This is a genomic window from Streptomyces sp. TG1A-60 (assembly GCF_037201975.1).
Classification (GTDB): Bacteria; Actinomycetota; Actinomycetes; order Streptomycetales; family Streptomycetaceae; genus Streptomyces.
In genome coordinates, this window is sequence record NZ_CP147520.1 from 2,283,611 (window position 1) to 2,302,581 (window position 18,971).

Sequence of the window (18,971 nt, forward strand, 5' to 3'; positions counted from 1 at the left end):
AGGACCGAGGGGCGCTGATACGGACCACTGACGGGGCCTCGTACCGGGGCGTGCGAAGTCGACCCGGTGACCCGGATCGCCATCAAGAAGTGTACGGGACCCACGAGGCCCCGGGTGACGCCGATATCCACAACCGCCGAGTACTCCACAGGACCCGGCCATGAGCGCCCCGTTCACGGGACGCTGCCGCCATGTCTCACGAGCGAACGAACCGACGGCGTACGGGTACGTGGGCGGCGTTGCCGTTGTTCCTGGCGGCTGTCCTCCTGGGCACGACCTGGACCACAGCCCCGCGCGCGACCCCGGGACCACCGCCGGGCCCCGCTGAGCCGGTACCCGCCATGGGCCGTGCCTGGCCGGTGGGCCTGCGCCCCCTGGTGGTCCGCGCCTGGGAACCCCCGCCCACCCCCTATGCCCCGGGCCACCGAGGCGTCGACCTGTCCGCCCCGGCCGGCTCCCCGGTGCGGGCGGTCGCCCCGGGCCGGGTGTCCTTCGCGGGCCGGGTAGCCGGCCGAGGAGTCGTCTCGGTCGAACTGACCGACACCGGCGACCCGCCCCTGCGCACCACCTACGAACCGGTACGACCGTCGGTCGAGAAGGGCGACGAGGTGGCCGCGGGCGATCCTTTGGGCACCCTGGAACCCACCCCGTCCCACTGTCCGACGGCCTGCCTGCACTGGGGTCTGCGCAGAGGTGAGACCTACCTGGACCCGCTGTCCCTCCTACCGCACTGGCTCCTGCGGAGGGGCCCGTCCCGTCTGCTGCCGGTGCCCGGGTAGGACGCGGCCGCGGTCGCTTGGTAGAGGGGCTGCGGGCAGTCGTGCCGCTGGGGCGACAGGGGCCCCTCCCGCTGAGCGAAGTCGAGAGCGGGGAGGACGGGCGCGGCGGCACCCTGCGAACGCCGGGGAGCGAAACCCCGCCCCAGGTTCAGCTCTGACGCCGGGGCGCCCGGCGTCAGAGCCGCGAAGCCTCAGCCCCGGACGCCCCGCAGAGCCATCGCCACAGCCGCCTCGGTGATCGCGGAGGGCTCCTCCGCCGTCGCCGACTCGATGCGTCGCACCGCCGCGTCCACGACCCCCTGCAACAGCATCGCGGCCAGCCGGGGCTCAGCCTTCCCGAGCGCCGCGAGCGCCTCCACGATCATCGCGACGAGACCACCGTGGGCGGCTCTGATCTTCTCCCGCGCCCCGGCGTCCAGCTCGCTCGCCGAGATCGCGACCACGGCCCGGTGCCGCCGGTCCCCGACCAGCTCCAGCTGCTTGCGGACGTACGCCTCGACCTTGTCCTCGGGCCGCTCGACCGAGGCCATCGCCGCCCCGACCTCCGCCGCCCAGACGGGAAAGTCGACCTCGCACAGCTCCTCGACCACGGCCGCCCGCGACCGGAAGTACTCGTACACGGACGACCGCGCCAGCCCCGTGCGCTCGGCGAGCGCGGGGAACGTCAACGCCTCCGTCCCGCCCTCGGACAGCAGGGATCGCGCCGCGTCCAGCAGGGCGGCTCGCTGCATCGACCGGTGCTCGGCCACGGAGGCCGCTCGAATCCTTGGCACGTCAACCACTTTACGGACGTACCGCCACCCACGGGAGTGGCTTCCCCCTACCGGCCCCGCCGAGGTCGGCTCCCGACCCGCTTGCGGCCGGGCCGTACCGGCTCAACGGCCGAAACTCGCCAGCTTCGCCCTCAGCTGCAGCACCGACTTCGTGTGGATCTGGCTCACCCTGCTCTCCGTCACCCCGAGCACGTTCCCGATCTCGGCGAGCGTGAGCCCCTCGTAGTAGTACAGCGTGACGACGGTCTTCTCCCGTTCGGGCAGCGTGTTGATGGCCCGTGCCAGGAACCTCCGCAGCTCCCGGTCCTCGGCGACCTCGACCGGGTTGTCCGCGGCGGTGTCCTCCAGCGTGTCCATCAGGCTCAGCCGGTCGCCCTCGCCGCCGACGTGCAGCAGCTCCTCCAGTGCCACCACGTTGGCCAGCGACAACTGGCTGAAGACGGCGTGGAGTTCGTCGACCGGGATGCCCATCTCGGCGGCGACCTCCCCCTCGCTGGGAGTGCGTCGGAGCCGCGACTCCAGCGTGGCGTAGGCCCGCTCCACGTTGCGCGCTTTCTGCCGCACCGACCGGGGGATCCAGTCCAGCGCGCGCAGTTCGTCGATCATCGCGCCCCGGATCCGGGTGATCGCGTACGTCTCGAACTTGATCTCCCGCTCGATGTCGAACTTCTCGATCGCGTCGATGAGCCCGAAGACCCCGGAGGAGACGAAGTCGGCCTGCTCGACGTTGGCCGGCAGGCCGACGCTCACCCGGCCCGCGACGTACTTCACCAGGGGCGAGTAGTGGAGGATCAACTGCTCGCGCAGCCGTTCGTCGCCTGTCGTCTTGTACGTCCGCCACAGCTCGTCGAGTGTCGAGGGGGCGGGCGGGCGCACGGTGCCGCGAGCGGCGGCGGGTACCGCCGCCCGGTCAGACCCGGAGGTGTGCTGGGGCATTCGTCGCCTTGTGCCGTTCTGCCGTGAACTGGGAGTGACTGGGTGCGCTGTCGGTCTGATGTCGAGTTGCCTGTCCTGAGTCGCAATCCTCGTGAGCGTAGCGTGACTGAAGAGTCGCAGTGCGCGAAGGGCGACGGATCGCTCGTGCGCAGATACGTTCCGCTGGACGCCCCATAGGGTCACGGAGGTGGCACTGTGTGACCGGCCCGGAACGCCAACTGCCGGAAACCGCAAGGCTGTCGGCGTTCCCCCGGACGGCCGAACACGCTCGGTCAACTTCGCCTCCGATCCGGCGAGACGGAGATCATCGCCTGGCGTGTCAACTTCCAGCCGTCGCCGTGTCGTTCGACGTAACCAAGTGAGCGGAGTTCGTACAGTCTCCCGACCGCGTCGTCCACCGTCGTCCCCGCGCCCCGGGCGACCTCCTCGACGGCCTCGGTCCCTCGCCCCGGCAGTGCGGCGAGCACCTGCCGCGCGCCGGGTTCCAGCAGGTCGCGGGGGAGCACGGGCCCGCGTCGGTCCGGCGCCAACTCCCCCATGTCGCCCACAAGCTCGACGACTTCCGCGGCGTCGGACACGAGCACCGCCTCGCCCCGCAGAAGTTCGTGGACTCCGGCCGAGAGGGCCGAGGTCGCGGGGCCCGGGACACCCATCGTGAACCTCCCCAACCGCTGCGCGGCCCGTGCGGTGACCAGCGCTCCGCTGCGGTAGGCCGCCTCCACGACCACGGTTCCCCTGGTGAGCGCGGCGATCACCCGGTTCCGCAGGATGAACCGGCTCGGCGTCGGATGGTCCCCCGGCGGCAACTCCCCGACCACCAGTCCCTGTTCGGCGATCCGCCTGATCAGCTGCACATGCCCCCTGGGATACGGCCGGTCCACCCCGCAGGCCAGCACGGCGACGGTCGCCCCACCGACCCCGAGCACGCCCCGGTGCGCGGCCCCGTCCACCCCGTAAGCCCCGCCGGACACGACCACCCACCCTCGCTCGGCCAGCCCCGACCCCAGCGCGGCAGCCATGTGCGCCCCGTACTCCGTGCAGGCCCGCGCCCCCACCACGGCCACCGACCGCAACGCCCACATCCGCACATTGGCCTTCCCCCGCACCCACAGCCCCACCGGCCGCCCGTCCCCGAGGTCGTCGAGCTGTCCGGGCCACTCGGCGTCGCCGGGGACGAGGAAACGGACCCCGGCCTCCCTCGCCCGGGCCAGGTCCCCTTCGGGTTCGGCGTGCCCGGCGCGGGCGCACAGCCCCGCCCACCGCTTCTCCGAGGCGTCCGGCAGCGGCCGTCCGCCGCCGGAGAGCCTCAGCACCACTTCACGGGCGCCGAACTCCCGCAGCCACCGTCCGCCGAGTTCGTCTCCGGGTTCGATGACACGGGCGAGGAAGGCACGGTCGAGCCTCTCGGCGTCCGCCGCACCGCCGCCGGTCATGGCTCACCCGCCGACGAGCCACCGGTCTCGGGGCTCATGTCAGTGCCCCGATCGCCATCGGTACGCCACGGGGGACTCCGGTGCGCAGTTGCAGGGCCAGGTTGACGTCCGTGGCGTCGGGGCGGTCGTGGCCGACGAGGTCCGCGATGGTCCAGGCGACCCGGAGCACCCGGTCCAGGCCGCGCGCGGTGAGCACTCCCCGCTCCAGGGAGCGCTCGGCCTCGTCCAGGGCGCCCGACGACGCGTGCCACCGGCTCCGCAGTTCACGTCCCGGTACCTCGCTGTTCGTCCGCCAGGGCGTGCCGAGCAGACGCGCGGCCGACCGCTCCCGGGCGGAGCGCACCCGGTCGGCCACCGTCGCCGTGGGCTCGCCCCTGGCACCGCGCCGGGTGAGTTCGGACCGGGTGACCCGGTCGACCTCGACCCTGAGGTCGACCCGGTCCAGCAGCGGCCCGGAGAGCCGGGCCTGATAGCGGCGGATCGAGGCGGGCGGGCACTCGCACAGGTCGTCCGTCCGCGAGAAGCGACCGCAAGGACAGGGATTGGCGGCGAGCACCATCAGGAACTTCGCCGGGAAGCGCACGACTCCGGCGCTGCGCGCGATCACGACGTGCCCCGCCTCCAGCGGCTGGCGCAGGGCGTCCAGTGTCTGACCGCTGAACTCCGGGGTCTCGTCGAGGAAGAGCACCCCGCGATGGGCCAGTGAGACCGCGCCGGGCCGTGCGATGCCCTGACCGCCCCCGACGAGAGCCTGCATCGTGGCCGAGTGGTGCGGGGCGCAGTAGGGCGCCACGTCGACCAGGGGCTTCCCCGCCGGCAGCAGGCCGGCGATCGAATGGACCGCCGTGACCTCCAGCGACTCCTCCCTGCCCAGCTTCGGCAGAATGGCCGGAAGCCGCTCGGCGAGCATCGTCTTGCCGGCGCCCGGCGGCCCTTCCAGGAAGAGGTGGTGCCCACCGGCCGCCGCCACCTCTACGGCGGTCCGGGCCGCGAGCTGACCCACGACATCGGCGAGGTCATGGCCCTGGTCCTGCTGCGCCGCTCCCGTGGTGTGCATACCGGTGGCCGCTCCCGTACCCGGCATGCGCAGTCCCGCCATGAGCGGGTCGGGGCGGCCCTCGTGTGGCTCCTCGTCCGGCACGGGTTCGTCCGAGAGCACGGCGATCAACTGCCGCAGGGTACGCACGCCCAGTACCGAGACACCGGGCACCAGCGAGGCCTCCGCGGCGGCGCACTCCGGCACCACCACCTGTTCGTATCCGGCCTCGGCGGCGGCCAGCACAGCGGGCAGGATGCCCCGCACCGGCCGGACGCGCCCGTCGAGTCCCAGCTCGCCGATCATCACGATGTCGCAGAGCACCCGTGGGTCGATACGCTCGGAGGCGCCCAGGACCGCACAGGCGACCGCCAGGTCGAAGCCGCTGCCGGCCTTCGGTACGGAGGCGGGGCTGAGCCCCACCGTCAGCTTCCTCTGCGGCCACTCGGCGCCCGAGTTGACCACCGCCGCCCTGACCCGGTCCTTGCTCTCCGTCAGGCTCTTGTCCGGCAACCCCACCAGCGTGAAGGCCGCCACGCCGGGTTCCAGGTCGGCCTGGACCTCGACGACCACGCCCTCGACACCGACGAGGGCCACGGAGCAGGTGCGGGCGAATCCCATCAGGCCACCCCTCGCACGTGTTCCACGACGGGTGCGCCGCGGTCGGGGAGGACGACGCCCACGATGTCGATGCGCACGCCGCCCGGCGGGGCCCCGCCGTGTTCCTGGAGCCAGTGTTCGGCGAGGCGGCGCAGCCGTTGGGCCTTGCTGGTCGTGACGGCCGCCATCGGGTTTTCGAAGGGGCCTGCCCTGCGGGTCTTCACCTCGCAGACGACCAGCGCGTCCCCGTCCCGGGCCACGATGTCGATCTCACCGGTCCTGCCGCCGCGCCAGTTGCGCTCCAGGACCGTCATCCCGGCCTCGGCCAGCCGCCGCGCGGCCAGCTCCTCGCCGTACCTGCCGAGTGCACCTCGTGCGTTGCTCATGTCGGCACCACCTCCGGCGCCAACACTGAGGGCAGCTCAGCCCGCTATTGGATCTTGGTGGACAAGCAGGCCTTTGTGGACAACTTCGCCACCCACACGGATTACCCGGCAGCCACACGGCTGCCCGACCGCCGTCCGCCTAGCTGCCCGGCAGCTCCAGGTCGCTCTTGTTCAACTCCTCGATGTTCACGTCCTTGAACGTGAGTACCCGCACCTGCTTCACGAACCGAGCCGGCCGGTACATGTCCCACACCCAGGCGTCCGCCATGGAGACCTCGAAGAACACCTCACCCTGGACCGAGTGCACCTGCATTTCGTAGTCGTTGGTCAGATAGAAGCGCCGCTCGGTCTCGATCACGTATTTGAACAGACCGACGACATCGCGGTACTCCCGGTAGAGCTTCAGCTCCATCTCGGTCTCGTACTTCTCGAGGTCCTCGGCGCTCATGGCATGTTCCCCTTCAGCCGTGCGGTCCCACCATTGTGCGCCAGTCCCGCGAGCCCCTAGACGATTTCGGTGTCGAGGACCACGGGTCTGGCCGGGGGACCCTCGTCGAGCAGTGTGCGAAGCAGTTCGGCGAGTCTGGTCGGGTACACCGTCTCATGTGCCCGGACCAGTTCCCCGCACGTCCACCAGCGTGCTCCGGCGATGCTGCGCCGTTCCAGTTCGGTGAGGCCCGCCGCGACGGGCGCCGCCTGGTGCGTATCGGTGGTACGGGCGAGGTAGTACCACTCGTCCTGGTCCCAGCGGCGTCCGGCGAAGGGGAAGGAACACATCCGCCGCCAGAGCACGGGGCCCAGTTCGACGTCCGTGATCCCGGTCTCCTCCGCGAGTTCCCGCAGGGCGGCCTCCTCGCGGGTCTCCGCGCCCTCCACACCGCCGCCGGGCGTGAACCACCAGTCGTCCGCCGGATCGTCCGGCTCGTGCCCGTGCAGCAGCAGGACGCGCCCCTGCGGATCCAGCAGGATCACCCGGGCCACCTTGCGCAGCCCGCCCTCGTACGTGTCCTCAGCCGACACCGGCCGACTCCGACCGCGCCGTACGGCCGCCCCCGCCGAACCGCTTGGCGACCGGTCCGTAGGCCGCTCCGCCCAGCACGAGCACCATGCCCACGACGAGCGCGGTGGTGATCAGCGGAAGCGGGCCGGGAGAGGAGAGCGGGCCGAGCTCCTCGAAGCCCGTGGGGCGGTCCAGCATGCCCTCCATGGGCCAGACGACGGCGTCCACGCGTGCGTCCACGTTGGTCCGCGGCACCGTTCCGCTGCCGGCCTCCGTGAGATGCGCGGTGGAGTCCAGGGAGCCGCTGCGCTCGTCTCCGAGGAGGAACAGCCGGCCCTTGGGGACCGTGATCTCGGGGATGCCGGTCAGCTCGGCGTCCTGGCCCTTGGGCAGGTAGCCCTCGTCGATCTTCTTGCCGTTGACGGTGAGCTTGCCGTCGGTGCAGCAGGCCACCGTGTCGCCGCCGACCGCGACGACCCGCTTGACCATGGGCGAGTTGCCCCAGGTCTCCTGGCGGAAGACCACGACGTCACCGCGCTCGATGTCGGCGCCGTCGATCCGCTCGGCGAGTATGCGGTCCCCGGAGGTGATGGTGGGGGCCATGGAGTCGGTCGGCACCGAGTAGGGCTGGTAGGCGACCGCGCCCCAGAGGAAGGCGCCCAGGAAGAGCACACAGCCGAGGGCCACGGCCAGCCCCGACAGCTTGCTGCCGAGCCGTCCGCGGCCCTCGTCCGTGCGACGTGTCGTCCCGCTCATCCCAGTGCTCCCCCAGGTCGGAGAATCGACCGTCCGGGCGCCGTACGGGCCGCGGAAGATCGGCGATCTGGGACGGCACCCTACCCGGCGGTACCCGAGCCAGAAACCCTCGGGCCCTCGCCGGCGAGAAGGCGTCGGCGGCGCCACAGGACCAGCGGGACCGCGCCCGCGAGGCCGAGCGCTCCGGGGGCTGCGGCGCTCAGGTTCTGGTCGAAGGTGTCGGGAACGGGCAGCGTGGACCAGCGGGTGGGCGGCCAGGCGACGACGATGGCTCGACCCACGGACTGGCTCGCGGGGACCATGCCGCCGTTCTCGTCGTTCTGGTGGTAGCGGGAGTCCAGCGAGTTCTGCCGGTGGTCACCCATGACCCAGATTCTGCCTTCGGGCACCTTCACCCTGAACTGACCGCCGATGTCGTCGACGGTGCACGGGGTGTTGCCCGGGTACACGTACGGCTCGTTGAGCGCCTTGCCATTGACCTTGAGCGGGCCCGTGCCCTTGCACTCGACGGTGTCGCCGGCGACACCGATGACGCGCTTGATGAGGTCCTTCTCCTCGGCGGACGGCATCAGGCCGATCCAGCCGAGAACCCGCTGCACGGCGTTGGGCTCCAGGGTGGGCTCGCCGTCCAGCCAGCCGGCCGGGTCGTGGAAGACGACGACCTCGCCCCGCTCGGGCTCGGAGCCGAACCACGGGGTGAGCTTGTCGACCAGGACCCGGTCGCCCTCCTGCAGGGTGTTCTGCATCGAGTCGGACGGGATGGAGAACGCCTGCACCAGGAAGGTCTTGATCAGCAGCGCGAGCACCAGCGCGATACCGATCAGGAGCGGCAGTTCCTTCCAGAAGGAACGCTGCTTCTTCCTGGGCCTCTCGTCCTGACCGCCGTCGTCGACCGGGGTCCGGGCGCTGTCCCCGCCGTCCGCTCCGCCCGGGGAGTCACTCCCGGCGTCGGCGGAACCCTCGGCGTTCAGAACGCTCTCCGCGTTCTCCGCGGCCGGGGAAGCCGCCTCGTCGGATCGCTCCGGCCGTTCTTCGGAACCACCGTGTCCGGACCGTGCGCCGACTGCCACATCCCCCACATCCACTCCTCACTCCGTACCGCCGCCCACGCCACATCCGGTGCAGGCCCACCACTCCCATAACGAGCGGGAGTTCCGCAGGGGTCGGGAGGGGGATCAATCCGATTCGATCCGCGGAGGCCACCCTATGCGAAGCGCCGAGGGCGGTGGTCGACCCGCTCGGCACGGCGGAGAACGTGTCCGGCTCCTCCAGCTGCCCCCAGTGACCGACCGGCCAGGCGATGACGACGGCCCGGCCGACGACGGACTCCTCGGAGACCGTACCCCCGTACTGGGCCGTCTTCGAATCGTCGGACTGGTGGGCGCGGGAGTCGGCGGAGTTCTCCCGGTGGTCGCCCATGACCCAGAGGCGGCCCTCGGGGACGCTGACCTCGAACGGCTGGGTCGAGGGTGTGTTGCCGGGGTGGAGGTACGCCGTCTCGTCCAGCGGCATGCCGTTGACGGTGACGCGGCCCTGGAGGTCGCAGCACTTGACGGTGTCGCCGCCGACCGCGACGACCCGCTTGATGATGTCCTTCTCGTCGTCGGACGGCAGGAGGCCGATGACCTGCAGGCCGTCCTTGATCTGCTTGATGACGATCGGGTCCTCGGTCGGGGGCACCGTCTGCTCGTCCTCCAGCCAGCCGCCGGGGTCCTTGAAGACGACGACGTCCCCCCGGGTGGGTTTGGAGCCGAACCAAGGGGTGAGCTTGTCGACCAGGACGCGGTCACCGATCTGGATCGTCTGCTCCATGGAGCCCGAGGGGATCACGAACGCCTGGACGAGGAAGGTCTTCAGGACCAGGGCTATGAGGACGGCGACACCGACGAGGAGCGGGATCTCCTTGGCCGCGGAGCGGCGCCTGCGCCGCTTGATCTTGCGAGCGAGCTTGCGCCGCTCGACGCGGCTCGGCCGGGCGGCCCCGCCGGCCCGGCGGGTACCGGTGGGCAGCAGGTTGTCGGAGGTGGCGCTGGGGGCACCGCGGGGTTTGCCACGGTTACCCATGCGCACCGCCGGAGGCGGGCACGCGCGCGTAGACGTCCGGGCGGTCCAGACGCGTCCAGTGGTCGGCGGGCCACGCGATCCAGTCGGCCCGGCCGATGACGGCGTCGAGGGGGATCATGCCACCGCCGGGCGATCCCAGGTGGTCACGGGAATCACTGGAGTCACCGCGGTGGTCGCCGAGGAGGAACAGGGTGTCCTCGGGGACGACCACGTCGAAGGGTACGTTCGACGGGCTGTCACCCGGATGCAGAAACGACGACTCGTCGACCCACCGGCCGTTCACCTCAAGCCTCCCCTGCTGGTCGCAACAGACCACCCGGTCTCCCCCCACGCCGACAACGCGCTTGATGTAGTCGGCGTTCCCGAAGTAGCCGGTGCCGTCGAACACCACGACGTCACCGCGCTGCGGCTCAGATCCGAAACGGTACGCCAACTTATTTACGAGAACGCGGTCCCCGATCCTCAATGAGCGGGCCATGGAGCTGCTGGGAATCTGGAAGGGCTGCATCACGAAGTTGCTGAAGAGGGCCAGAAAAAGCAGGCAGATCAGTGCGGTCAGGGTGTAGCGCCCGCCCGGCACCCACGCGGCACCTCGGTCCACCCATGCCGAACGCGACCGCCCCTCCGGCCCTTCTGTGTCGGAGATCTCCTCGGAGAGCTCGTCAGAAGGGCGGGAGGAACGGTCGCGTTCGCCGTGCTGCCGTGCTTCGGTGTCCATCGCGGCCAGATCGTATCCGGCCCCCGTGTGAACGCCTTGAGAGCGCGCTCAGTTGTCGCGCTTCTCCTTGATCTTCGCCGCCTTGCCGCGCAGCTCGCGCAGGTAGTACAGCTTGGCGCGACGGACGTCACCGCGGGTCACGAGCTCGATCTTCTCGACGATCGGGGTGTGCACCGGGAAGGTGCGCTCGACGCCGACGGAGAACGAGACCTTGCGGACCGTGAAGGTCTCGCGGACACCGGCGCCCTGGCGACGGATCACCACGCCCTTGAACTGCTGCACACGGGAGCGGTTGCCCTCGATGACGCGGACGTGGACGTTGACGGTGTCACCCGGGCGGAAGGCCGGGATGTCGCTGCGCAGCGACGCGGAGTCGACCGAGTCGAGCAGGTGAGACATTTCGTCTGCTTTCTTCGCCCATGCCACAGGTCATAGGCGGGAGCTAGGTGTTTCGAGAGGATGCTGTCCGTGTCGGGGCGGGCGTCGTCTCCCCCTGTGGCAGGGGCGCGCGCCGGACGACGCACAACATCGGCCTATTGTTCCACGCCCTCCGACCGCCGCCAAAATCGGCCGTGCCGCTCTCCCTCCGGATCCGGGGCCCAGCCCAGGATGGAGAGCATCTCGCGGTCCCTCTTGTCGAACGCCTTGGGTTCGCAGCACTCGATGAGGTCGGGCCGGTTGGCCGCCGTACGCTTCAGGGCCTCGTCCCGGCGCCAGCGCGCGATCTTGCCGTGGTGGCCGCTGAGCAGCACGTCCGGGATGTCACGGCCACGCCACTCGGGGGGTTTCGTGTAGACCGGCCCCTCCAGGAGACTGGCCATGGCGCCGGGTGCGAAGGAGTCGTCCCGGTGGGACTCGGCGTTGCCGAGGACGCCGGGCAGCAGTCGCGCCACGGCCTCGGTCATGACGAGGACGGCCGCCTCGCCGCCGGCGAGCACATAGTCGCCGATGGACACCTCGTGGACGGGCATCCGGGTGGCGTACTCGTCGATCACCCGGCGGTCGATGCCCTCGTAGCGCGCCGGGGTGAAGATCAGCCAGGGCCGCTCGGAGAGTTCGGCTGCGAGCGCCTGGGTGAAGGGGCGTCCGCTGGGAGTGGGGACGATGAGCGCGGGCTCGCGGGCGCCCGTCTCGTACCCGTCGGCGAGGACGGAGTCCAGGGCGTCACCCCAGGGGTCGGTCTTCATGACCATGCCGGGGCCGCCGCCGTACGGCGTGTCGTCGACCGTGTTGTGCCGGTCGTACGTCCACTCCCGCAGGTCGTGCACGTGCACGTTCAGCTGCCCCCGCGCGCGTGCCTTGCCGACGAGGGAGACGTTCAGGGGTTCGAGGTACTCGGGGAAGATCGTGACGACGTCGAGTCGCATCAGGCCCCGTCCCCGGCCCGGTCTGCGGACTCACCGGCGGCACCCTCGGTGCCCCGGTCGTCCAGGGCGTCTCTGGCGGAGGCGATCTCCGCGCGGTCGTCGATCAGACCGGGCGGCGGGTCGATGACGGCCCGCTGCTCCTTCAGGTCGACCTCCGTGACGATCTCCTCGACGAACGGGATCAGCACCTCGCTCCCGTCGGGCCGCTCGACGATGAAGAGGTCCTGGGAGGGCAGGTGGGAGATCTCGGTGATCCGGCCGACCTCGGCGCCGTCCACGGTGACCACGTCGAGGTCCATGAGCTGGTGGTCGTAGTACTCGTCCTCTTCCTCCGGCAGCTCCTCCGGGTCCACCTCCGCGATCAGGAGGGTGTTGCGCAGGGCCTCGGCGGCGTTGCGGTCGCGGACGCCCTCGAAGCGCAGGAGCAGCCGGCCGCTGTGGACGCGGCCGGTCTCGATGGTGAGCGGGCCCGTCGGGGCGGGATCCGTGAGCAGGACTGCGCCGGGGGCGAGCCGGAGTTCCGGCTCGTCGGTACGGACCTCGACGGTGACCTCGCCCTTGATGCCGTGGGCGCGGCCGATCCGTGCGACTACGAGCTGCACTGTGCTTGATCTCCTGTCATACGGCTACGGGCCGGGGACGGCCAAGTGGCCCTCCCCGGCCCGAGCCGGTGCTGCGAAAACATCAGCGGACGTGATCCACGTCGACGAGGTCGACACGGACTCCGCGGCCGCCGATGGCGCCCACGACGGTGCGCAGGGCGCGGGCGGTACGGCCGTTGCGGCCGATCACCTTACCGAGGTCGTCGGGGTGGACCCGGACCTCCAGCACGCGCCCGCGGCGCAGGTCGCGGGAAGCGACCTGCACGTCGTCGGGGTAGTCGACGATGCCCTTGACGAGGTGCTCGAGAGCCTCCTCGAGCATGCTCAGGCCTCGGTCGGCTCAGGCGAAGAAGACTCAGCGGCAGCCTCGTCCTTCTTGTCGGCCTTCTTCTTCTGGGTGATCGCCTCACCCTTGCCCTCTTCGCCGCCGCCCAGGGCCTCGAACGACGGACGCGCGGACTTCGGCTGAGCTACGAGGAGCGGCGCCGGAGCGGGCTCGCCCTTGAACTTCTGCCAGTCGCCGGTCTTCTTCAGGATGGCGAGCACGGGCTCGGTCGGCTGCGCGCCGACACCCAGCCAGTACGCGACGCGCTCCTCGTCGACCTCGATGACCGACGGGTTGTACGTCGGGTGGTACTTGCCGATCTCCTCGATCGCACGACCGTCACGGCGTGTGCGGGAGTCGGCGACGACGATGCGGTAGTGAGGCGAACGGATCTTGCCCAGACGCTTCAGCTTGATCTTGACTGCCACGGGAGTGGGTTCTCCTGGATTTGACGTGGTTGGGCACGGCGAGAAAGCCGCGTGGGGTTGCGGTACCCGAGTGCCCGATGGACGCGTCAGCCGGAGGAGAGAGGGGTCCTGTGCGACTGTCGAGTACAGCTAGACATTGTGCCACACCCTGCGGGTCGCACTCGACCGCGAGGGTGCGCCTGCGCATGGCCGAGCGCCACCCCGCGCCAGGCGTTCTCAGCTCACCGGCGCGCGGGGTGCCGCAGCGCCCGCCCTTCCGCATCGCACCAGCGGCACGACTGCCCGCGGCGACGCGGACGGCAGCGGCACCCCGCGGTGCGGCCGGGCCCGGACCCACGAGCTGTGTACGGCTGCCACGAGCAGCCGTCGTCCCAGCTCGTCGCCGGTCATGCCGCGCCCGCGACCTCCGGGATCCGGAACGGCTTGCCGCAGCCGCCGCAGACGATGGGCGCCTGGGCGAGTACGGACGGGACGACCCGGACGTTGCGGCCACAGTCGCACACGGCCTTGACACGGACGCCGCCGCCGGAGGAGCCGTGGCGGGCGGCCGGGCCCCGGAAGCTTCGGGCCGTGTCCGACGAGGTCGCGGCGGTGTGTGCCTTGAGGGCGCGCTGCAGTCTCTCGATGGTCGGGCGGTAGCGACGCTTGGCCTCGGGGTTGAGCGTGACCAACGAGAAACCGCTGCTGGGGTGCGGTTCCTCGGAGTGGTCGAGGCCGAGCTCCTCGGCGATCGCGAGGAATCTGCGGTTGTGATAACGGCCGGCCCGGGAGGTGTCGCGGACTCCTCGTGCGGCGGCGATGCCATGGACTGCCTCATGGAGCAGTCGCTCGAAGGAGAGTTCGTGCCCGCAGGCGGACGACGACTCCCCGATCAGGGACTCGGGAGCGGCAAGATCCGGCAGCTCGGGGTGGTACCGCTGAATGTCGGCCCACGCCTGTGCCAGCTCTGCGGCGAGAACAGGTGGTGTCTGTGTCGTGCTCACGTAATGACAACGAGCCTGAGTGCTCCTGTGTTCCGATTCCGGGGCATCTCAAATAATTTGCACGTACCCGTCAGTTGCCGCTAGTGCGTCGTGACGAGGGCGGGTGCGCTGATCTGCGGATAAGCCTCACAGCTCCACCCAAGGCGGTGCGTAGCGACACGTACGCGCACCCGTCTCCCGCCGCCACCCTCACCCGAGGCCCTGTCGTGCCACCCCTCTTGACAGGCGTGTAGACGAGGTCCGCGGGCCGGGGCACGCGGTGGTCGGCGGATGCGCAACGGGCGTTTCGGTCGCGCTCCCCGCGGAACGGATCGCTAGTAGGCGCGCGCCACGACAGCGACGTTACCGGGTGCGTCGGAGGAGTCGGGTACCGACCCGTCCTCGGCGACCAGGCACCGTACGGTCACCGCGTGCTCCCCGAGCCGGGCCTCGCCCTCCTCGCCCAGCGTCGACCAGGGAATACGCGCCCAGCCGCCGGCCGCGGTGGCCTCGATCGCCTCGTCGAGCGTGCACACCTCGCTCGTACGGGACTCACGGCGCTCCCGCGACTGCTTCAGCAGGAGCGCCTGGTCCTCTTCGAGAACCGTGGGCAGCAGACGTACGAGCGAGTCGAGGGCGACCGGCTCCTTGCCGCCCGGGATGCGGCGGGCGAGCATCGCGGTGCCGTCGTCCAGATCCCGGGGGCCGACCTCGATGCGTACGGGGACGCCCTTGAGCTCCCAGTCGACGGCGCGGCGGCCGAACGGGACGTCCGTGCGGTCGTCCACCTGGACGCGGATGCCGACGGCTTTCAACCGGTCGCCGAGCTCGTGGACCTTGGCCAGAACCGCGCCGTCGCCCTTGACGGCGAGGACGACGGCCTGGACGTGGGCCAGCCGGGGCGGGACCCGGAGGCCGTCGTCGTCGCCGTGCGTCATCACCAGGGCGCCGATCATGCGGGTGGTGGAACCCCAGGAGGTCTGCCAGACGAGTTCCCGCTCGCCCTCCTTGGACAGGTACCGCGTGTTGAAGGCTTTGGCGAAGTTCTGGCCCAGTTCATGACTGGTGGCCATCTGGAGTGCCTTGCCGTCGCCCATCATGCCTTCGAGCGTGAGGGTGTTGACGGCACCCGCGAAGCGCTCCTTGACGGTCTTGCGGCCGGGGACCACGTCCATCGCGAGGACGTTCACCATGAAGTCCTCGTAGACCTCCCGGTGGATGTGCGCGGCGAAGTCGCGCGCCTCCTCGCATGTCGCGTGCGCCGTGTGCCCCTCCTGCCAGAGGAACTCGCTCGTGCGGAGGAACAGACGGGGACGCAGCTCCCAACGCACCACGTTCGCCCACTGGTTGATCAGCAGCGGCAGATCACGGTAGCTCTGCACCCACTTCGAGAAGTAGTCGTTGATGATCATCTCGGAGGTGGGGCGGACCACGGCGGGCTCTTCGAGGTCCTTGCCGCCGCCGTGCGTCACCACGGCCAGTTCGGGCGCGAAGCCCTCGACGTGCTCGGCCTCCCGGGTGAGGTACGACTGCGGGATCAGGAGCGGGAAATAGGCGTTCTGCGTGCCCGTCTCCTTGATCCGGGCGTCCATCTCCTGCTGCGTCCGCTCCCACAGGCCGTACCCGTACGGTCGGATGACCATGGTGCCGCGCACCGGACCGTTGTCGGCCAGCTCGGCCTTGGTGATCAGATCCTGGTACCAGCGCGGAAAGTCGTCCGCGCGGGGCGTGAGAACGGGTGCCTTTGCCATGGCGCGAGGCTACGGGGCACCGTTGCGGGGATGTGAATTCTTTTCCCGCGCGCAGACAGTCCGCAAGCCGGTGTCCGCGCCCTCTGGACGACTCGCCGGGTGCGGAGTTTCCTGGCATACGGGGGGAGTGCGAGCGCACTGCCACGGGGGCCAGGAAATCCGGCATACGGCAACTCACGGCGGATTGGGGCGCTTTCGATATGACACCTACGCTCGTGCGGCAGCGACTGCCTCGCGCGGGGGCCGCACCCCGCGTGGACCAGTGGGCACGCGCGCGTGACTGGGCCGAGATCCAGGAACGCATGCTGGTACCGCTGTACGAGGCCGTCTACCGGCGCCTCGACGTCGGCACCGGTACGCGGCTGCTCGGTCTCGACTGCGGGTCGGGGCTCGCCCTTCTGATGGCGGCGTCGCGGGGCGCCGCGGTCACCGGCGTCGACGCGGCGGCGCCCGAGAGAGTGGCTCTCGCGCGGGAACGTCTGCTGCCGGAGGCATGGGGCACGCGCGCGCGGGCCGAAGCCCGGGTCGTGGACGGCACCCCCGAGAACGCGGCACGTGCCCCCGGCGACGGGCTGTACACCCTGGTGACCGCCTTCGAACCGATCGGCTGTCTGGCCGGGGACTCCGAGGGCCTCGGCGAACTGCTCGCGTCGGCAACCCCGCTCGCGGAACGCGGCACCCCCGTGGTGCTCGCCGGCTGGGGCCCACCGGAACGCTGCACCACGTCCGGCGTACTCCGCGTGGCCACGAAACTCGCCGACCCCTTGCGCAGCGCGGGCAGTTGGCGCCCGGCGCTGCGGGACGACCTGGAGGAGGTCGCCCAGCGTGCGGGCCTGAAGCCGGACGGCTCCGGGCGCGTGGCCTGCCCCTTCGGGTACGCCAACATGGACAACGCGGTACGGGGGCTGCTGTCGACCGGCCTCTTCGACGCGGCGATCAGGGCCACCGACCAGGTCCAGGTGGAGAAGGAACTGACCGAGGCCCTGCACCCGCACCGCCGCGCGGACGGCACCGTCTGGATGCCGAACGTGTTCCGCTACCTGATCGCGCGGACGCCCTGAGACAGCGGAAACCCTGAGGCATTCGGGGAACCTCTGAGAAGGTCTTCGAGAGCTTCTTCCGAAGCGGGTGTGAAGGGTGTGAAGAAAGCGGTCCGGCGCCGCCTTCGCTTGGCCAAGTGCCGCACTGCACCCCTAGCCTGACGCACCGTTCAGGGGAACAACACATCCGGCGTACGGGGGTACCGGCACAAGCACCACGAGCGAAACCACACCCACGCCGTCCACGCACGGCACCGGCGCCGCGTGCCCGGCCACACCCCCCGGCCGGTCACGCGGCGTCCGCCGTCGGGCACGGCGGAAGGGCCGTCAGCCCATGAACTTCTTGAACTCGTCCGGCAGTTCGAAGTCCTGACCGTCCTGCTGGCCCGGCAGGCCCAGGGCGGCGCCGCCCTGCGCGCCCGCGGCGCGGCGGGCGGCCTCCTCCTGCTCCTGCTGCTTGCGCTTCATCGGGTTGCCGGAGCGCTGCTTGCCCTTGGCCTTCTTGGGCTGCTTCTTGGACCGGCCGGGGCCACCGCCCATGCCCGGCATGCCCGGCATCCCGGGCATGCCGCCGCCCTGCGCCATGCGGGACATCATCTTGCGGGCCTCGAAGAACCTCTCGACCAGGTTCTTCACCGCGCTGACCTCGACACCGGAACCCTTGGCGATACGGGCGCGGCGCGAGCCGTTGAGGATCGTCGGGTCCTGGCGCTCGCCGGGGGTCATCGACTTGATGATCGCGGCGGTGCGGTCGACGTCGCGCTCGTCGATGTTGTTGATCTGATCCTTGATCTGCCCCATTCCGGGCAGCATGCCGAGCAGCTTGCTGATGCTGCCCATCTTCCTGACCTGCTCCATCTGGGCCAGGAAGTCGTCGAGCGTGAAGTCCTGACCCTTCTTGGACGCCAGCTTGGAGGCCATCATCTGGGCCTCTTCCTGGCTGAAGGTCTTCTCCGCCTGCTCGATCAGGGTGAGCAGGTCACCCATGTCGAGGATGCGGGAGGCCATCCGGTCCGGGTGGAACGCGTCGAAGTCGTCGAGCTTCTCGCCGTTCGACGCGAACATGATCGGCTTGCCGGTGACCGACGCGATCGACAGGGCGGCACCACCACGGGCGTCACCGTCGAGCTTGGAGAGCACGACGCCGTCGAAGCCGACGCCGTCACGGAAGGCCTCCGCCGTGTTGACGGCGTCCTGGCCGATCATCGCGTCGACGACGAACAGGATCTCGTCGGGCGAGACGGCGTCCCTGATGTCCGCCGCCTGCCGCATCATCTCCTGGTCGATACCGAGGCGGCCGGCCGTGTCGACGACCACGATGTCGTGGACCTTCGACGTGGCGAACTCGATGGAGTCCTTGGCGACCTTGACCGGATCCCCCACGCCGTTGCCCGGCTCGGGGGCGTAGACGGCCACACCCGCGCGCTCGGCCACGACACTGAGCTGGTTGACCGCGTTCGGGCGCTGGAGGTCACAGGCGACGAGCAGCGGCGAGTGGCCCTGCTCCTTCAGCCACCGGCCCAGCTTGCCCGCGAGGGTCGTCTTACCGGCGCCCTGGAGACCCGCGAGCATGATCACGGTGGGCGGCTGCTTGGCGAAACGCAGGCGGCGGGTCTCACCGCCGAGGATCCCGACCAGCTCCTCGTTGACGATCTTGAGGACCTGCTGGGCCGGGTTGAGCGCCTTGGAGACCTCGGCGCCGAGCGCTCGCTCCTTGACGTTCTTGATGAAGCCCCGGACGACCGGCAGCGCGACGTCCGCTTCCAGGAGCGCGATGCGGATCTCGCGGGCCGTGGCGTCGATGTCCGCCTCGCTGAGGCGCCCCTTGCCGCGCAGGTTCTTGAAAGTCGCTGAGAGGCGATCGGAGAGCGTATCGAACACGGCGGTGTCGGTCCTCGGAGTCGGGGGCAGTAGGAGTCGCCCTCCAGGGTATCTGTCTGGGTGTGGTCGGGTCTCCACCCCTGTGGACAAGAGACCCGATCCTCTGGGTACGGGACCCCGAGCGGGCCCCGTAC

The 18,971-nt window shown here is 70.4% G+C and carries 21 protein-coding genes; 2 read left to right on the plus strand and 19 right to left on the minus strand.

Annotation, left to right across the window (positions count from 1 at the left end; all coding sequences use genetic code 11):
- Nucleotides 1-191 precede the first annotated feature (191 nt).
- Complete coding sequence (locus WBG99_RS09160; protein WP_338895857.1) at nucleotides 192-779, plus strand: M23 family metallopeptidase; 588 nt, start codon at nucleotides 192-194, stop codon at nucleotides 777-779.
- 191 nt (nucleotides 780-970) lie between these two features.
- On the opposite strand, the gene WBG99_RS09165 is transcribed toward WBG99_RS09160, so the two are convergent.
- The 18 genes from WBG99_RS09165 to proS all read right to left on the minus strand — a co-directional run bounded on the left by WBG99_RS09165 (nucleotide 971) and on the right by proS (nucleotide 15,916).
- A complete protein-coding gene (locus WBG99_RS09165; RefSeq protein ID WP_338900269.1) occupies nucleotides 971-1,528 on the minus strand; it encodes a helix-turn-helix domain-containing protein in 558 nt (185 codons plus the stop codon).
- Between the two features lie 126 nt (nucleotides 1,529-1,654).
- Nucleotides 1,655-2,488, minus strand: coding sequence for an RNA polymerase sigma factor WhiG (gene whiG, locus WBG99_RS09170; protein WP_338895858.1), 834 nt, complete (start codon nucleotides 2,486-2,488; stop codon nucleotides 1,655-1,657).
- A gap of 272 nt (nucleotides 2,489-2,760) precedes the next feature.
- On the minus strand, nucleotides 2,761-3,921 hold the full coding sequence (dprA, locus tag WBG99_RS09175) for a DNA-processing protein DprA (protein WP_338895859.1): 1,161 nt from the start codon (nucleotides 3,919-3,921) through the stop codon (nucleotides 2,761-2,763).
- Between the two features lie 34 nt (nucleotides 3,922-3,955).
- Entirely contained in the window at nucleotides 3,956-5,578 is a 1,623-nt protein-coding gene (locus WBG99_RS09180; protein ID WP_338895860.1) for a YifB family Mg chelatase-like AAA ATPase, read from the minus strand.
- A complete protein-coding gene (locus WBG99_RS09185) occupies nucleotides 5,578-5,943 on the minus strand; it encodes a YraN family protein (RefSeq protein ID WP_338895861.1) in 366 nt (121 codons plus the stop codon). The genes WBG99_RS09180 and WBG99_RS09185 overlap by 1 nt, the downstream gene beginning before the upstream one ends.
- A 139-nt stretch (nucleotides 5,944-6,082) precedes the next feature.
- Complete coding sequence (locus WBG99_RS09190; protein WP_005311352.1) at nucleotides 6,083-6,391, minus strand: DUF2469 domain-containing protein; 309 nt, start codon at nucleotides 6,389-6,391, stop codon at nucleotides 6,083-6,085.
- 56 nt (nucleotides 6,392-6,447) lie between these two features.
- Complete coding sequence (locus tag WBG99_RS09195) at nucleotides 6,448-6,963, minus strand: NUDIX hydrolase (RefSeq protein WP_338895862.1); 516 nt, start codon at nucleotides 6,961-6,963, stop codon at nucleotides 6,448-6,450.
- Nucleotides 6,953-7,699 carry a signal peptidase I gene (gene lepB, locus WBG99_RS09200; RefSeq protein ID WP_338895863.1) on the minus strand — a complete coding sequence of 249 codons (747 nt, stop codon included), beginning with the start codon at nucleotides 7,697-7,699 and terminating at the stop codon, nucleotides 6,953-6,955. Before lepB (WBG99_RS09200) ends, WBG99_RS09195 begins: the two co-directional genes overlap by 11 nt.
- Nucleotides 7,700-7,779: 80 nt before the next feature.
- On the minus strand, nucleotides 7,780-8,670 hold the full coding sequence (lepB, locus tag WBG99_RS09205; protein WP_338900270.1) for a signal peptidase I: 891 nt from the start codon (nucleotides 8,668-8,670) through the stop codon (nucleotides 7,780-7,782).
- Nucleotides 8,636-9,763: a signal peptidase I gene (gene lepB / locus WBG99_RS09210; protein WP_338895864.1), complete on the minus strand. Its 1,128-nt coding sequence runs from the start codon at nucleotides 9,761-9,763 to the stop codon at nucleotides 8,636-8,638. Before lepB (WBG99_RS09210) ends, lepB (WBG99_RS09205) begins: the two co-directional genes overlap by 35 nt.
- Entirely contained in the window at nucleotides 9,756-10,481 is a 726-nt protein-coding gene (lepB, locus tag WBG99_RS09215; RefSeq protein WP_338895865.1) for a signal peptidase I, read from the minus strand. The genes lepB (WBG99_RS09210) and lepB (WBG99_RS09215) overlap by 8 nt, the downstream gene beginning before the upstream one ends.
- 48 nt (nucleotides 10,482-10,529) lie before the next feature.
- Nucleotides 10,530-10,880 carry a 50S ribosomal protein L19 gene (gene rplS, locus WBG99_RS09220; RefSeq protein WP_013000407.1) on the minus strand — a complete coding sequence of 117 codons (351 nt, stop codon included), beginning with the start codon at nucleotides 10,878-10,880 and terminating at the stop codon, nucleotides 10,530-10,532.
- Nucleotides 10,881-11,014: 134 nt separating this feature from the next.
- Complete coding sequence (gene trmD, locus WBG99_RS09225; RefSeq protein ID WP_338895866.1) at nucleotides 11,015-11,848, minus strand: tRNA (guanosine(37)-N1)-methyltransferase TrmD; 834 nt, start codon at nucleotides 11,846-11,848, stop codon at nucleotides 11,015-11,017.
- Nucleotides 11,848-12,450: a ribosome maturation factor RimM gene (gene rimM, locus WBG99_RS09230; protein WP_338895867.1), complete on the minus strand. Its 603-nt coding sequence runs from the start codon at nucleotides 12,448-12,450 to the stop codon at nucleotides 11,848-11,850. Before rimM ends, trmD begins: the two co-directional genes overlap by 1 nt.
- An 82-nt stretch (nucleotides 12,451-12,532) precedes the next feature.
- Nucleotides 12,533-12,772 carry an RNA-binding protein gene (locus tag WBG99_RS09235; protein WP_013000410.1) on the minus strand — a complete coding sequence of 80 codons (240 nt, stop codon included), beginning with the start codon at nucleotides 12,770-12,772 and terminating at the stop codon, nucleotides 12,533-12,535.
- Nucleotides 12,773-12,774: 2 nt separating this feature from the next.
- Nucleotides 12,775-13,203 carry a 30S ribosomal protein S16 gene (gene rpsP, locus WBG99_RS09240; RefSeq protein WP_338895868.1) on the minus strand — a complete coding sequence of 143 codons (429 nt, stop codon included), beginning with the start codon at nucleotides 13,201-13,203 and terminating at the stop codon, nucleotides 12,775-12,777.
- Between the two features lie 386 nt (nucleotides 13,204-13,589).
- Nucleotides 13,590-14,186 carry a hypothetical protein gene (locus tag WBG99_RS09245; RefSeq protein WP_338895869.1) on the minus strand — a complete coding sequence of 199 codons (597 nt, stop codon included), beginning with the start codon at nucleotides 14,184-14,186 and terminating at the stop codon, nucleotides 13,590-13,592.
- A 314-nt stretch (nucleotides 14,187-14,500) separates the two neighbouring features.
- A complete protein-coding gene (gene proS, locus WBG99_RS09250; RefSeq protein ID WP_338895870.1) occupies nucleotides 14,501-15,916 on the minus strand; it encodes a proline--tRNA ligase in 1,416 nt (471 codons plus the stop codon).
- 200 nt (nucleotides 15,917-16,116) lie between these two features.
- On the opposite strand from proS, the gene WBG99_RS09255 reads away from it, so the two are divergent.
- Nucleotides 16,117-16,977 (plus strand): SAM-dependent methyltransferase, encoded by an 861-nt coding sequence (locus WBG99_RS09255; RefSeq protein WP_338895871.1) that lies wholly within the window; start codon nucleotides 16,117-16,119, stop codon nucleotides 16,975-16,977.
- A gap of 306 nt (nucleotides 16,978-17,283) precedes the next feature.
- On the opposite strand, the gene ffh is transcribed toward WBG99_RS09255, so the two are convergent.
- Nucleotides 17,284-18,837 (minus strand): signal recognition particle protein, encoded by a 1,554-nt coding sequence (gene ffh / locus WBG99_RS09260; RefSeq protein WP_338895872.1) that lies wholly within the window; start codon nucleotides 18,835-18,837, stop codon nucleotides 17,284-17,286.
- Nucleotides 18,838-18,971 lie beyond the last annotated feature (134 nt).

Coding starts and splice junctions, on each gene's coding strand:
- WBG99_RS09160 (WP_338895857.1), top strand. CDS start 192: ATGTCTCACGAGCGAACGAACCGACGGCGTACGGGTACGTGGGCGGCG.
- whiG (WP_338895858.1), bottom strand. CDS start 2,488: ATGCCCCAGCACACCTCCGGGTCTGACCGGGCGGCGGTACCCGCCGCC.
- dprA (WP_338895859.1), bottom strand. CDS start 3,921: ATGACCGGCGGCGGTGCGGCGGACGCCGAGAGGCTCGACCGTGCCTTC.
- WBG99_RS09180 (WP_338895860.1), bottom strand. CDS start 5,578: ATGGGATTCGCCCGCACCTGCTCCGTGGCCCTCGTCGGTGTCGAGGGC.
- WBG99_RS09185 (WP_338895861.1), bottom strand. CDS start 5,943: ATGAGCAACGCACGAGGTGCACTCGGCAGGTACGGCGAGGAGCTGGCC.
- WBG99_RS09190 (WP_005311352.1), bottom strand. CDS start 6,391: ATGAGCGCCGAGGACCTCGAGAAGTACGAGACCGAGATGGAGCTGAAG.
- lepB (WP_338895863.1), bottom strand. CDS start 7,699: ATGAGCGGGACGACACGTCGCACGGACGAGGGCCGCGGACGGCTCGGC.
- lepB (WP_338895864.1), bottom strand. CDS start 9,763: ATGGGTAACCGTGGCAAACCCCGCGGTGCCCCCAGCGCCACCTCCGAC.
- lepB (WP_338895865.1), bottom strand. CDS start 10,481: ATGGACACCGAAGCACGGCAGCACGGCGAACGCGACCGTTCCTCCCGC.
- rplS (WP_013000407.1), bottom strand. CDS start 10,880: ATGTCTCACCTGCTCGACTCGGTCGACTCCGCGTCGCTGCGCAGCGAC.
- trmD (WP_338895866.1), bottom strand. CDS start 11,848: ATGCGACTCGACGTCGTCACGATCTTCCCCGAGTACCTCGAACCCCTG.
- WBG99_RS09235 (WP_013000410.1), bottom strand. CDS start 12,772: ATGCTCGAGGAGGCTCTCGAGCACCTCGTCAAGGGCATCGTCGACTAC.
- proS (WP_338895870.1), bottom strand. CDS start 15,916: ATGGCAAAGGCACCCGTTCTCACGCCCCGCGCGGACGACTTTCCGCGC.
- WBG99_RS09255 (WP_338895871.1), top strand. CDS start 16,117: ATGACACCTACGCTCGTGCGGCAGCGACTGCCTCGCGCGGGGGCCGCA.